The organism is Paraburkholderia sp. XV, assembly GCF_020177535.1.
GTDB classification, from domain to species: Bacteria; Pseudomonadota; Gammaproteobacteria; order Burkholderiales; family Burkholderiaceae; genus Paraburkholderia; species Paraburkholderia caribensis.
Window position 1 is genome coordinate 15625 of sequence record NZ_JAGUUD010000059.1, and the last position, 13759, is coordinate 29383.

The 13759-nt window shown below is 63.3% G+C and carries 12 protein-coding genes; 7 read left to right on the forward strand and 5 right to left on the reverse strand.

Going from position 1 to position 13759, the window contains the following annotated elements; genetic code table 11:
- Nucleotides 1-356 precede the first annotated feature (356 nt).
- The 4 genes from KFO72_RS24700 to KFO72_RS24715 all read right to left on the reverse strand — a co-directional run bounded on the left by KFO72_RS24700 (nucleotide 357) and on the right by KFO72_RS24715 (nucleotide 4691).
- Nucleotides 357-1094, reverse strand: a complete 738-nt coding sequence (locus tag KFO72_RS24700) for a PhaM family polyhydroxyalkanoate granule multifunctional regulatory protein (protein WP_054929583.1) — start codon at nucleotides 1092-1094, stop codon at nucleotides 357-359.
- Between the two features lie 245 nt (nucleotides 1095-1339).
- Nucleotides 1340-2191 carry an enoyl-CoA hydratase/isomerase family protein gene (locus KFO72_RS24705; RefSeq protein WP_411716112.1) on the reverse strand — a complete coding sequence of 284 codons (852 nt, stop codon included), beginning with the start codon at nucleotides 2189-2191 and terminating at the stop codon, nucleotides 1340-1342.
- A gap of 89 nt (nucleotides 2192-2280) precedes the next feature.
- On the reverse strand, nucleotides 2281-3486 hold the full coding sequence (locus KFO72_RS24710) for an ABC transporter substrate-binding protein (RefSeq protein WP_225033248.1): 1206 nt from the start codon (nucleotides 3484-3486) through the stop codon (nucleotides 2281-2283).
- A 212-nt stretch (nucleotides 3487-3698) separates the two neighbouring features.
- Entirely contained in the window at nucleotides 3699-4691 is a 993-nt protein-coding gene (locus tag KFO72_RS24715; protein ID WP_054929579.1) for a fumarylacetoacetate hydrolase family protein, read from the reverse strand.
- A 150-nt stretch (nucleotides 4692-4841) separates the two neighbouring features.
- On the opposite strand from KFO72_RS24715, the gene KFO72_RS24720 reads away from it, so the two are divergent.
- The 7 genes from KFO72_RS24720 (at nucleotide 4842) to KFO72_RS24750 (ending at nucleotide 12956) form a co-directional block, all read left to right on the forward strand.
- Complete coding sequence (locus KFO72_RS24720; protein WP_224102294.1) at nucleotides 4842-5732, forward strand: IclR family transcriptional regulator; 891 nt, start codon at nucleotides 4842-4844, stop codon at nucleotides 5730-5732.
- Nucleotides 5733-5822: 90 nt separating this feature from the next.
- Entirely contained in the window at nucleotides 5823-7052 is a 1230-nt protein-coding gene (locus KFO72_RS24725) for a DUF3108 domain-containing protein (protein WP_225033249.1), read from the forward strand.
- 186 nt (nucleotides 7053-7238) lie between these two features.
- Nucleotides 7239-8027, forward strand: a complete 789-nt coding sequence (pcaD, locus tag KFO72_RS24730) for a 3-oxoadipate enol-lactonase (RefSeq protein WP_060599335.1) — start codon at nucleotides 7239-7241, stop codon at nucleotides 8025-8027.
- Between the two features lie 117 nt (nucleotides 8028-8144).
- Complete coding sequence (locus KFO72_RS24735; protein WP_054929575.1) at nucleotides 8145-8402, forward strand: DUF3567 domain-containing protein; 258 nt, start codon at nucleotides 8145-8147, stop codon at nucleotides 8400-8402.
- A gap of 310 nt (nucleotides 8403-8712) precedes the next feature.
- Nucleotides 8713-9786 (forward strand): homocysteine S-methyltransferase family protein, encoded by a 1074-nt coding sequence (locus KFO72_RS24740; protein ID WP_054929574.1) that lies wholly within the window; start codon nucleotides 8713-8715, stop codon nucleotides 9784-9786.
- 71 nt (nucleotides 9787-9857) lie between these two features.
- A complete protein-coding gene (metH, locus tag KFO72_RS24745) occupies nucleotides 9858-12575 on the forward strand; it encodes a methionine synthase (protein ID WP_225033250.1) in 2718 nt (905 codons plus the stop codon).
- 180 nt (nucleotides 12576-12755) lie between these two features.
- Entirely contained in the window at nucleotides 12756-12956 is a 201-nt protein-coding gene (locus tag KFO72_RS24750) for a hypothetical protein (protein ID WP_054929573.1), read from the forward strand.
- Between the two features lie 177 nt (nucleotides 12957-13133).
- On the opposite strand, the gene KFO72_RS24755 is transcribed toward KFO72_RS24750, so the two are convergent.
- Entirely contained in the window at nucleotides 13134-13460 is a 327-nt protein-coding gene (locus KFO72_RS24755; protein ID WP_035986930.1) for a DUF1840 domain-containing protein, read from the reverse strand.
- Between the last annotated feature and the right edge of the window lie 299 nt (nucleotides 13461-13759).

Sequence of the window (13759 nt, forward strand, 5' to 3'; positions counted from 1 at the left end):
AACCGTGGGTGAGGGAGAACCTTTGCCTGGGGTCGTGCCAGCCTGCCGCCGAACGACGGCATTAGGGTCCGCAGCGGACGAACCGGCACCGCATGACACCGGCTAAAACGGCGAATCTGGCGATCTTCGCACGCGTCCGCGGGCCAGAAAAAGCTTACACAATAATAGCATGCGGCCCTTACACGCCCCATTTTCGGACCGTCGAAACCCGCTTTGGCATTGACGTAAAACAACGTCGGCACGCGTTGACCGCACGCTGTCAAAGGAATGCGCTAACGCGGCGACATTCCGTCGCAGTTCGAGGCGCGCTGGCCGTCACGGCCGCGCGCGCCCGTTTCATCGCATACACCCCGCGTTCATTCGGACGTCGACGAGGTCTTCCTGGCGGACGATGCGCCCGGCCGTTTCGTGCTGGCCGCACGCTTCGCGGCGGGACGCGGCGCGTCATCGGATTTCGCCTGCGCGGCGCCTTCCGGGTCCGGCTCGGGCGCGTCGTCGGGTTCGAGATCGCTCGGTTCGATTCCCGCGCCCGCTTCGGATGCGCCCGTCGCCGTCGTGGCCGGCGGCTGCGCCATCGCGAACTGCGCGATCTGGTTGAACTGCGCTTGCAGCAGATTCCACCAGCCGGACGCATCGAACGCGGGCGATGCCGTCGACTCGCCTGCTTCACCCGCTTCCGGCGCACTCGCCGCGGGCGGCGGCTCGTGCCGCGGCGGCGCTTCAGGCGCGGGCTGCGTCATCGATTGCTGCGCAAACGCGCCGAACGCGCGCAGCGTCGCGAGCGTCGCGCGCTGCACTTCGAGCGCCTGGATCGCCGACTGCAGCATGTTCAGATTCAGCTTGAGCCATTGCTCGACAGCGCGCATGTCGGTGATGCGCTTGTCGAGCTCCTCGACGTTCGTGAGCGGCGCCATCATGTCGGACATCATCGACAGCGACGGCACGAACCCCTGCGCCGAAGCCGGACTCGTGCCCGGGAATGCTGCGCCGAACGGCGTGAGCCGCATCATGCCCCACATGCGATCCAGCATCTCGGCGGGGGGAAAACCTGGAAATCCGGGGAAAGGCGGCGTCGAGCCGGGATTGTCGGTCATTGCTGAGCTCCTGTGTTCGGTTCTGGGCCTGTGGCGCCTGTTGCCGTTCGCTTATCGCGGTTCGCTTATCGTGGTTCGCTTATTGTCCTTCGATCCAGCCTTCGAAGCGACGTTTGACATTCACGGCTCGATCATACCGCGTGAAATTTTCGCGTCGAGCCGCAGACGCAGACGCAATCGCGGGGTATCGTGCGCACGCCGCCATGACGCTTTTGCGTCCGCCTGACGCAAGCACACGCGTTCGCCTAGAACGGCTCCTTGCCCGGGAAATCCGGCGCGCGCCGCTCGCGCAGCGACGCCACGCCTTCGCGCACGTCGGGTCCCGCGAAACCCATGAACTCGAGTGCGAGCGACGTATCGAAGCTCGGCCCCGCCGAGCGCAGCCAGTTGTTCAACGCATACTTGGTCCAGCGAATCGCCGTCTGCGAACCCTGCGCGAGCTTGCGCGCGACTTCGAAGGTCTTCGGCAGCAGGTCGTTGTCGTCGACGGCCAGCGAGACGAGGCCGATGCGCTCCGCCTCTTCGCCGCTGACCGGCTCGCACAGCATCAGGTAGTACTTGGCCTTCGCCATGCCGCACAACAACGGCCACACGATCGCCGCATGATCGCCCGCCGCGACGCCCAGACGCGTATGACCGTCGATGATGCGCGCCGACTTCGTCGCAATCGAAATATCCGCAAGCAATCCGGCGACGAGCCCCGCGCCCACGGCCGGTCCGTGCATGGCCGAGACGATCGGCTTGCTGCAGTTGATCACGTTGTAGACCAGATCGCGCGCCTCGCGCCACACGCGCGTGCGCACGTCGAAGTCGGTCGCCATCTCTTCGACGAGAGCGAGATCGCCGCCCGCCGAAAAGCCCTTGCCCTCGCCGCGGATCACCGCGACGCGTGTCTCCGGGTCGCGATCGACATCGCGCCAGATGTCGGCCAGTTCGCGATGCATGTTCGCATCGGCGGTGGCGAGCGCGCTGCGGTTCGCGCCTTCGCCGCTCATCACGATTTCGAGGATGCCGTGCGCATGACGCCGCACGCGCAGCGACGTGTAGTGCGCGTAAAACGCGGGTTCAACCGATTGCGATTCCGATTCGTGAGACATGGCAGACATCCGTAAGAGCGACGCGTCGGCGTCGATACCCACATCATGCGCGTAACGCAGCCGACGCCGCGCCACGCGAACCACTTTGCCTAACGCGGCTGATACACCCACTTGCCGTTGCTGATCTCGACCATCACGCGCGCGCGCTGATCGAGGCCGAGGTGATCGGTCGCGCTCATGTTGACGACGCCGTTGGTATCGGCGAGTCCTTTCGTCGCTTCGAGCGCATCGCGCAGCGCACGGCGAAATTCGACCGTGCCGGGCGCGGCCGTTTTCAGCGCAACGGGAATCGCGCTGTTCAGCAGCATGCTCGCGTCCCACGCATACGAGCCGAACGCCGACACGCTGCCCGGCCCGCGCAGCTTCTCGAAGCGCGCGATGTAATCGAGCGCGAGGCGCCTGGAAGCGTAGTCCGCGGGCAGCTGCGAGGCGACCAGCACCGGGCTCGCGGGCAGGAACGTGCCGTTGCAGTCCGCGCCGCACACACGCAGGAAATCGTTATTGCCGACGCCGTGGTTGTGATAGATCTTGCCCTTGTAGCCGCGTCCGATCAGCGTCTTCGGCGGCAGCGCGGCAGGCGTTCCCGCTGCGCCCACGACGACGGCATCGGGATTCGCCGCCATGATCTTCAGGATCTGGCCCGTGACGCTCGGATCGGTGCGATTGAAACGCTCGTTGGCCACCACGTTGATCTTGTGAATCTGCGCGAATTTCGCGACCTCGGCGTAAAACGTTTCGCCGAGCGCGTCTGCCTGGCCGATGTACGCGATGGTCTTCACGCCGTGCTGGCTCGCGTGCTCGGTGATCGCGGATGCCATCATTGCGTCCGTTTGCGGCGTCTTGAACATCCAGTGCCGTTTCGCGTCGACAGGCTCGATGATCTTCGCCGACGAAGCCAGTGAAATCGCCGGGGTTTCGCCTTCGGCGACTACGTCGATCATCGCCAGCGAGTTCGGCGTGATCGACGAGCCGATGATCGCGTCGACGTGATTTTCGGAGATCAGCTTCTTGGTGTCCTGCACGGCTTGCGTCGTATCGGACGCATCGTCGAGCACGATGTATTCGACTTTCTGCCCGGCAATCTCTTTCGGGAAAAGCGTCGCCGTATCGCGCGCGGGAATGCCAAGCGACGCAGCCGGCCCCGTCAGCGACAGCACGAGACCGATTTTCACCTGCGCGAGCGCAAGTCCGGGTAACAGGGAAAGCGTAGCGGCAAGCGTCGTGCGCCGCCTGAAAGTGAATTTGCGAGCGCGGTTGCGCAAAGTTGAAGATGCAAACGTCCCGTATCGCGGCATGCGTTGTCTCCTTTGGTTTTTGTGCGTTCTGCGATGCTGCGTTCTGCGATGCTGCGTGTTGCATGTTGCTGCCCGCGCGTGGTGTCGTTCGCGCGGGCGAGCGTGCGAGACCCGATGGCCTCGCGCGAGCGTCAGTGTAGCGGCGCGCGTGGCGCTGCCGGCATCGGGCGAAACCCTCTCGGTTTGCCCGCCGCCTCGCGCCGGCTACATAATCAAAGCCCGCCTTCGAGCGGCGCGACAGCCTGATCGATCGAACCGAAAATCGACTTGCCGGCTTCGTCGAACATCTCGATCTTCACGGTATCGCCGAACTTCATGAATTCCGTCTGTGCGCTGCCGTGCTCGATGGTTTCGAGGCAGCGTTTCTCGGCGATACAGCAATAGCCGCGTTTCGCGTCCTTGTTCGATACCGTGCCCGATCCAACAATGGCCCCCGCGCGCAGGTTGCGTGTTTTCGCGGCATGCGCGATCAACTGGCCGAAATGGAACACCATGTCGGTGCCCGCGTCGGGCTGGCCGACCTTCTTGCTATTCCAATGCACGATCATCGGACGATGCACGCGGCCCTCGCGCCACGCGTCGCCGAGTTCGTCGAGCGTGACGGCAACGGGCGCGAACGACGTCGCCGGCTTGCTCTGGAAAAAGCCGAAGCCCTTGGCGAGCTCGGCGGGAATCAGGTTGCGCAGCGAGACATCGTTGACGAGCGTGACGAGGCGAATGCTTTTCAACGCCTGCTCGGGCTTCACGCCCATCGGCACGTCGCCCGTGATGACGGCGACTTCGGCCTCGAAGTCGATGCCGAACGATTCGGACGCGCACACGATGTCGTCCTTCGCACCGATGAAATCGTCGCTGCCGCCCTGGTACATCAACGGATCGGTCCAGAACTCAGGCGGCATTTCCGCGCCGCGCGCGCGGCGCACCAGTTCGACGTGGTTCACATACGCGGAGCCGTCGGCCCACTGGAACGCGCGCGGCAGCGGCGCCATGCATTCCTTCGCATCGAACGAAAACGTGTTGCGCGCCCGGCCCTGATTCAGCTCGTCGTACAGATCGCGCAGTTGCGGCGCGTAGAAAATCCAGTCGTCGAGGACGCGCTGCATCGTCGGCGCGATGGCGTCGGCGATGGCGGCCGTATGCAGGTCACGGGAAACGACGATCAGTTGACCGTCGCGCGTGCCGTCCTTCAGCGAGGCAAGTTTCATGGCGGAAAAGGCATGTGGATGACGATAAGAGGAATCTATTCTACGATGGTGAATCGGCGCGGCCCAAACGGACGCTTCAAGCAGACGATGTCCATTGCAAAGCCCGCGTCGCTTTTCGCCGCTTTAAGGCTCACCGTTCAACCACTGCCTATGCCGCCGACCGCCCGCTCCAGTTCGATCCGCAAGGATGCCGATTCCGCCGAACCGCTCGATCCCGCCGACGACGATGCCGCCGACGAACAGGACACTGGCGAAGAAAAACTGCGCTCGGGCATCCAGTCGATCGAAGTCGGGTTCCGTCTGCTCGACGTGCTCACACACGAGCCACGCGCGATGATGCTGCGCGATCTCGCGCAGCGCGCGGGCATGAGCCCCGCGAAAGCGCACCGCTACCTGGTGAGTTTCCAGCGCCTGGGCGTCGTCGCGCAGGACCCGTTGACGGGCCGCTACGAATTGGGCGGTTTCGCGTTGCAGCTAGGGCTGGCGCGGCTCGCGCGCGTCGACGGCGTAAAGCTCGCGCGCATCGCGCTTGCCGGATTGCGCGACCGGCTCGATCTGACCGTCGGCATCGCTGTATGGGGCAATCAGGGGCCGACTGTCGTGCATTGGATGGAGTCGAGCTATCCCGCGAAGGCATCGCTGAAACTCGGCGACGTGATGCCGATGCTCAGTTCGGCGACGGGTCTGCTGTTCGCCGCCTATCTGCCGCGCAGCAAGACGGCTGCGATGATCGCGCGCGAACTCGCCGACACCCGGCGTTGGGCCGCCGCCAACAGTCCGCGCACGCCGGAAGATGTCGAACGCGTGCTCGATGACGTGCGTGCGCATGGCTCGGCGCGCGTCGAAGGCATGTTGCTGCCGACCATTCACGCGTTTTGCACGCCCGTGTTCGATTCGAATGGCGATCTCGCACTCGGATTGATCGCGCTGGGTCACGAGGGCGCGTTCGATATCGCGTGGGGCGGGGAAGTCGACACAGCGCTGCGCGAATGCGCGCAGAAGCTGTCGTATGAACTCGGGTATAGTCCGACGCCTCGATGAGCGTGAGGAACACATGACGGCGGTGCGCGGTCGAATTGTGTTCAAACGCGCATAGCCTTGCGTTCCGCCTTCAGGATTCTGCCTCTTCCGATGTCATCTCCAGCCGCTCTCCGTTCCGTCACACAGGCTCGACTCGCCGCTGCGCAGCGACGCTCGTCGCGCTGGCGTTGGGCGGGCGTGCTGGCGGCTGTGGTCGGCGCGCATTTCATCGCGGCGCAATGGCTCGAACGGCATCACGACACCTTCAAACCGGCGTCGCCCGAGCATGTTCCCGTGCAGGTCGCGCTGCTCAAGCCCGAGCGTATCGAAACGCAGGCGGCCGGTTCGCCGCCGCCCGTGAAGGCGGCGCCTGCTACCCCAAAACGCGTGGCGCGAGCGCCTCGAAAACATGTACTGACGGCCACCCGGCCCCGTCCGGAACCGCTTGAAACCGCGCCCGCAACGCAAACCGCAAGCACACCTGCAGACGCTACGGCTGCCGCTTCAGCACCGAATGTTGCGTCGTCCGCAACGGCAGACGCCGGTTCCAACGCCGATGCTGCTGGTCAAGGCAACGCGCCGCACACTGCGCCGGGCGTGAAGTTTTCCGTGCCGCCCTCGGGCGAACTGCAATACGACACGTTCTACAACGGCGTGCGCAATCAGCCCGGAACGATCCACTGGTCGAGCGATGGCCGCTCGTACGACATGGTCGTATCGGTGCCCTTGCCGTTCATAGGCACGTTCAGCTATTCGAGCCATGGGCATGTCGATGCCTTCGGCCTCGCGCCTGATCAGTACATCGAAAAGCGCGGCCGGCGCGGCGAAGATATCACCGCCTTCCATCGCGACACGAAACAGATCGGCTTCACCCGTACGCCGAACACGCTGCCGCTGCAGGACGGCGCGCAAGACCGCTTCAGCATGGTGATGCAACTCGCCAGTCTGGTGCGTGGCGACCCCGACGCGTATCAGCCGGGCGTGACGCGCCAGTTCTTCGTGACCGACAACGACAGCGGCGAAATCTGGTCCATCGAAACAATAGGCGACGAAGGCGTGCGCACCGATCAGGGCACCATCGATGCGCGCCATTTCATGCGCCTGCCCCGCCACGAAGGCGACCGGCGGCGCATCGACGTATGGCTGGCGCCGTCGCTCGGCTGGCTGCCTGCGCGTCTCGTGCAAACCGAGCCGAACGGCACGCAGATCGAACTTGTATGGCGCGGCAAGATCGCGCCGCCGGAGGCGAACAGCAGCAACGCCGCTTCGTCCGACGACACGCCACCCGCCCCTTCCCAACCGTCCGTCGCCGATCCAGGCGCAGGGCCGGAAAAGCCCTGACGCAAACAGGTCCTTCTTCATGCAGGACACTGTCAAACCGGGACTACAAACGCTGCGCGTCAGAAACTTCCGTCGTTTGCATGAATCGCACGACAAAGCGCGCTGATACGCGCCGGCGGTTCATGCAGATCCAATGAACTGTCGATCCGTTCGTACTTTCATTGCGACATCACTTATGGAGTCTGCATGCAAATCAATGTGAATGGCATCGATACGCGCTACGTCGTGAGCAACGAGGGCGGTGGCCCCTGGCTCACGTTCATTCATCAGCTTGGCGGCGATCTGTCGATCTGGGATCAGCTCGCCGGTTATTTTCGGGACGACTACACGGTCTTGCGCTACGACGTGCGCGGGCACGGTCAAACGGCCGTATCAGACAGGCCCTTCGGTGTTGCAGATTTGTCGCAGGATCTGGGCATGCTGCTAGATGCGCTTGGCGTTGAGAAAACGCATATTGTCGGTATGTCGATGGGCGGGATGATTGCGCAACAGTTCGCGCTGGATCACCCGGCACGCATCGAAACCTTGACGCTCGCCGACACGCACGCCGCCACGCCGCCCGACGGTCGTGCCATATGGGAGCAGCGCGCGGCGAAGGCGCGCAACGAAGGCGTCGCGGCGCTGGCGGGGGCAACGATGGAACGCTGGCTCACGGCGGGTTTTCGTGACGCGCATCCGGAGGTGGTCGAACCGATTCGGGAGGTATTGGAGAACACTTCGTCTGAAGGTTACGCACAAGCGTGCATTGCGCTGCGCGATTTCGACGTGCGCAGTAGACTGAGCGAAATCGATCTTCCTACTCTGACTGTGGCTGGACGCCACGACGCAGGCACGCCACCTGCTGCTACACACGAAATTGCGAATGCCATCCGGAACGCGCAGTTCGAGTTGCTGGACGCAGCTCACCTCGCACCGATCGAACAGTCGCAACGCTTCACCGCTTTGCTGGAATCGTTTTTGCAAAAACGGGTCTAACCGATAGGTCCGGAGAATTCAAAGCGTCAGGCCGGACCCACCCCTTGAATTCCAAACCAAGGGCTCCATCTACGCTGCAACACTGGCCAGGAGCCATCGGAAATAAGGAGTGTCGCCATGCAAATGATCTACAACAGCCCCAACTACTGTGTCGTCGAGTTCCCGCCGCAAGACGGCCATGTCTCGATGCTATCCGGCGGGTATGAGATCGTCGACAAGAACACGCAGCGCGAGATTTACATCGACGGTGCGATGGCAGCCAGTTTTCGCGAACACGTGCAGAAACTGATTGAAGACGAACCGACGCTCGACGAAGTCGACGAGTTTCTCGGTCAATTCGACAGTCTGATGAACCAGCCGGTCATTCTTCACTGATCGACAGGCGCCATCCTCCAGGCGACACGTCCCCATCCACCCCGTCCGGCCCCACGCCGGGCGGGGTTTTTCGTTTTATGCGGCCGGCTGGCGCTGAATGTGGCGCTTTTGTGTGATATCGCGTCGCGAAACGCCGGGGCGCACTGTTGCGAAAGCAGCGACCCGCGTCAGATTTGCGCGTCGCGCTGGCCTGACCGCACCCGCCGCGCCCCGGACGAGTCCGTCCCGCGCGGCACGCCCGCGACCATGCGGCTACAATATTGAGTTTCCTGAAAAAAGCCGGCCCGTCCGGCACGAGCCCGATCAGACAATGAACCAGCCCGTCACGTCAGCCCCGTCAGCCGTCGGCCCGCGCGCCGCCTACACACGCGGCGCGGCCCTGCCCGCGTTGCTCGAATCGCGCATCCTGATCCTGGACGGCGCAATGGGCACGATGATCCAGCGCTACAAGCTCGACGAAGCCGCCTATCGTGGCGAGCGCTTCAAGGACTACGCGCGCGACATCAAGGGCAACAACGAACTGCTGTCCATCACCCAGCCGCAGGTCATCAGCGAGATTCACGAGCAGTATCTGGCGGCGGGCGCGGACATCATCGAGACGAATACGTTCGGCGCGACGACCGTCGCACAGGCCGACTACGGCATGGAAGATCTCGCCGTCGAGATGAACCGCGAATCGGCGAAGCTCGCGCGCGCCGCATGCGACAAGTACTCGACGCCCGACAAGCCGCGCTTCGTCGCGGGCGCAATCGGACCGACGCCGAAAACGGCGAGCATCTCCCCCGACGTCAACGATCCGGGCGCGCGCAACGTCACGTTCGACGAACTGCGCACGGCGTACTACGAACAGGCAAAAGCACTGCTGGAAGGCGGCGCGGACCTGTTCCTGGTCGAAACGATCTTCGACACGCTGAATGCAAAGGCCGCGCTGTTCGCACTCGACGAACTGTTCGAAGACACGGGCGAGCGCCTGCCCATCATGATCTCGGGCACGGTGACGGACGCATCGGGCCGCATCCTGTCGGGACAGACGGTCGAGGCTTTCTGGAACTCGCTGCGTCACGCAAAGCCGCTGACGTTCGGCCTGAACTGCGCGCTCGGCGCAGCGCTGATGCGCCCGTACATCGCCGAACTGGCGAAGCTGTGCGACACGTATGTGTCGTGCTATCCGAACGCCGGTTTGCCGAATCCGATGAGCGACACGGGCTTCGACGAACTGCCTGCGGATACTTCCGGCCTCCTGAAGGAATTCGCACAAGCGGGCCTCGTGAACATCGCGGGCGGCTGCTGCGGCACGACGCCGGAGCACATCGCTGCAATCGCGAAAGCGCTGAACGACGTGAAGCCGCGCAAGTGGCCGAGCCAGTATCGCGACGCCGCCTGACACATTCACAGCCCGCTTGACGGCGCGCGCACACCGAAGCATTGACGCACTGACGAAACACGCACACCAACATGACCGATCACACGATGCGCCTTTCCGGCCTCGAGCCGTTCAACGTCACTTCGGGGACGCTCTTCATCAACGTTGGTGAGCGCACCAACGTGACGGGCTCGAAGGCATTCGCGCGGATGATCCTGAACGGCCAGTTCGACGAAGCGCTGGCCGTCGCGCGCCAGCAGGTCGAAAACGGCGCCCAGGTCATCGACGTCAACATGGACGAAGCGATGCTCGATTCGAAAGCGGCCATGGTGCGCTTCATGAATCTGATCGCGTCGGAGCCGGACATCGCGCGCGTGCCGATCATGATCGACTCGTCGAAGTGGGAGGTGATCGAAGCGGGCCTCAAGTGCGTGCAAGGCAAGGCGATCGTCAACTCGATCTCGCTGAAGGAAGGCGAAGAGAGCTTCCGCCATCATGCGAACCTGATTCGCCGCTACGGCGCGGCGGCCGTCGTGATGGCCTTCGACGAGCAAGGCCAGGCGGACACCTTCAAGCGCAAGACGGAAATCTGCAAGCGCTCGTACGACATTCTCGTCAACGAAGTCGGCTTCCCGCCCGAAGACATCATCTTCGACCCGAACATCTTCGCAATTGCGACGGGTATCGAAGAGCACAACAACTACGCCGTCGACTTCATCGAAGCGACGCGCTGGATCAAGCAGAACCTGCCGTATGCGAAGGTGAGCGGCGGCGTGTCGAACGTGTCGTTCTCGTTTCGCGGCAATGACCCGGTGCGCGAAGCGATCCATACCGTGTTCCTCTACCATGCAATCCAGGCGGGCATGGACATGGGTATCGTCAACGCGGGCCAGCTTGGCGTGTACGCCGACCTCGACGCCGAGTTGCGCGAGCGCGTCGAAGACGTCGTGTTGAATCGCCGCGAGGACGGAACCGACCGTCTGCTCGAAATCGCCGACAAGTTCAAGACGGGCGCAGCGAAGAAAGAAGAGAACCTCGAATGGCGCAATCAGCCTGTCGAGAAGCGTCTCGCGCATGCGCTCGTGCACGGCATCACGAACTTCATCGTCGAAGACACGGAAGAAGCGCGCGCGAAGATCATGGACGGCGGCGGCCGGCCGATCAACGTGATCGAAGGGCCGCTGATGGACGGCATGAACGTCGTCGGCGATCTGTTCGGCCAGGGGAAGATGTTCCTGCCGCAAGTCGTGAAGTCGGCGCGCGTGATGAAACAGGCTGTCGCTCACCTGATTCCGTTCATCGAAGAAGAGAAGCGCCAGCTTGCCGAAGCCGGCGGCGACGTGCGCGCAAAAGGCAAGATCGTCATTGCGACGGTGAAGGGCGACGTGCACGACATCGGCAAGAACATCGTGTCCGTGGTGCTTCAGTGCAATAACTTCGAAGTGGTCAACATGGGCGTGATGGTCCCGTGCAACGAGATTCTCGCGAAGGCGAAGGTCGAAGGCGCGGACATCATCGGGCTGTCGGGTCTGATTACGCCGTCGCTCGAAGAGATGGCCTACGTCGCCTCGGAAATGCAGCGCGACGACTACTTCCGCGTGAAGAAGATTCCGCTGCTGATCGGCGGCGCAACCACTTCGCGCGTGCACACGGCCGTGAAGATCGCACCGCACTACGAAGGCCCGGTCGTGTATGTGCCGGACGCGTCGCGCTCGGTGTCGGTCGCGTCGAACCTCTTGTCCGACGAAGGCGCGACGAAGTATCTCGACGAACTGAAGTCCGACTACGACCGCATCCGCGACCAGCATGCGAACAAGAAGGCGCTGCCGCTCGTCACGCTCGCCGAAGCGCGCGCGAACAAAACGAAGATCGACTGGAGCGGGTATCAGCCGGTGAAGCCGAAGTTCATCGGCCGGCGCGTGTTCAAGAACTTCGATCTGAACGAACTCGCGAACTATATCGACTGGGGTCCGTTCTTCCAGACGTGGGATCTCGCGGGTCCGTATCCCGCGATCCTGAACGACGAGATTGTCGGCGAATCGGCGCGCCGCGTGTTCTCGGATGCGAAGTCGATGCTCGCGCGCCTGATCCAGGGCCGCTGGCTGACGGCAAATGGCGTGATCGCGCTGCTGCCCGCCAACACCGTCAACGACGACGACATCGAAATCTACACGGACGAATCACGCAGCGAAGTCGCGATGACGTGGCGCAACGTGCGCCAGCAAAGCGTGCGTCCCGTCGTGGACGGCGTGATGCGCCCGAACCGGTCGCTTGCCGACTTCATCGCGCCGAAGGACTCGGGCGTCGCCGACTACATCGGCATGTTCGCGGTCACGGCGGGTCTCGGCGTCGACACGAAGGAAAAGCAGTTCGAACAGGATCACGACGACTACAGCGCGATCATGCTGAAGGCGCTCGCCGACCGCTTCGCCGAAGCCTTTGCCGAAGCGATGCATGCACGCGTGCGCCGCGATCTGTGGGGCTACGCGCAGAACGAAACGCTGTCGAACGACGAGCTGATCGGCGAGAAGTATCGCGGCATCCGCCCCGCGCCGGGCTATCCGGCTTGCCCGGATCACCTCGTCAAGCGCGACATGTTCGACGTCCTGCAAGCGGGCGAAATCGGCATGAGCGTGACGGAATCGCTCGCGATGCTGCCCGCCGCGAGCGTCTCCGGCTTCTACCTCGCGCATCCCGACAGCACGTATTTCTCGGTGGGCAAGATCGGCCAGGATCAACTGGAGGACTACGCGCAGCGCATGTCGCTGTCGAAGGCGGATGCCCAGCGCGCTCTCGCGCCGTTGCTGTAAGTCGGGGACGGCGGGCGGCAGGACTATATCGCTGGCCGTAGGCTGAATATTTTCAGTTGAAAGCACAGCGAGTATTTTCGGCTTTGTAGACTGAGTGTGCATTACTTGCCGACCTGCCAGACGCGACCGAAAAAAACGCGTCGGCTCAACGACTTGCAACCGTCAACGGAGAAAAATCGTATGAAGAAGCTGACGCTGATGTTGACCGCGTTATCGCTTGCCGCCATTGCACCGATCGCCGAGGCCCAGCCTCAGGCGCCGGGCGGATCGAGTTCGGTGAGCTCGTACTCCCCGCCCACCGTCAAGCATGTGAAAAAACCGAAAAAGAAGAAGAACGGCGCATCGGCTCCCGCGACTGCGCCGCAGGGCGCGAGTCAGTAAGGCTTGCGGCGCTGCAAAAGCAAAAGCCCGTCGTTCGACGGGCTTTTGTGCTTCTGGGCTCGACGCAAGGGGCTGACCGAGCGCCATGCGCGGTCTGCGCCACCACGAAAGCGGCGGCCATAAAACCCGACGGAGGCGCCTGGACAGGCGCCGCTCAACGCACGCTGGCGGCTCGCTTCACAGGCCCCAGACGATATCCGTATTGTCCTTCTGCGCCGCGCGCAGCATGTCGAGAAACGGATACGACCGTTGCGCGAGACCAATCGGAATTTCGTGGTGCTCGTGGCCTTCCTCCCCTTCGTGGAAGTGGCCTTCATGCTCGGCGCGCTCCTGCTTGTCGGTGACGATGGCGGCTTCGAGCTTCGAGATCGCCACGCCCAGTTCGTCGTGATTGATCACGCCGCGTTCGCCGAGCCGCTTGCCGATGATGCCCAGCAAATATTGGGCGAGATTCTCCAGCATCACCACATCGGGGGCGGAGCGGCATTTGAAAGTAATCAGCATGATGACGGTTCCCTTTTCGTTATGTTGGCTTCTCGCGCGGCCAGCCGCCGGACACTCGCGACATCGCAACAACCGGCCGCACGGGTTCCGTTGACGCGCCCGCCTGTCAACCGGCGGCAGGCTGGCGGCCACGGCCCTTGCTGGGCATCTCATTGGACATATTAGCACCTGCTAAAATCCGACATTGACGGAAAAAGCTCGCTGCCGTGCGGCCGGGCACGCTGCGCTGCGTCGCGGCTGCGCGTGTTGCAGACTGTCGCCACGGCCCGCGCCACGATACGTTAGCCGCCTGCCGCGCC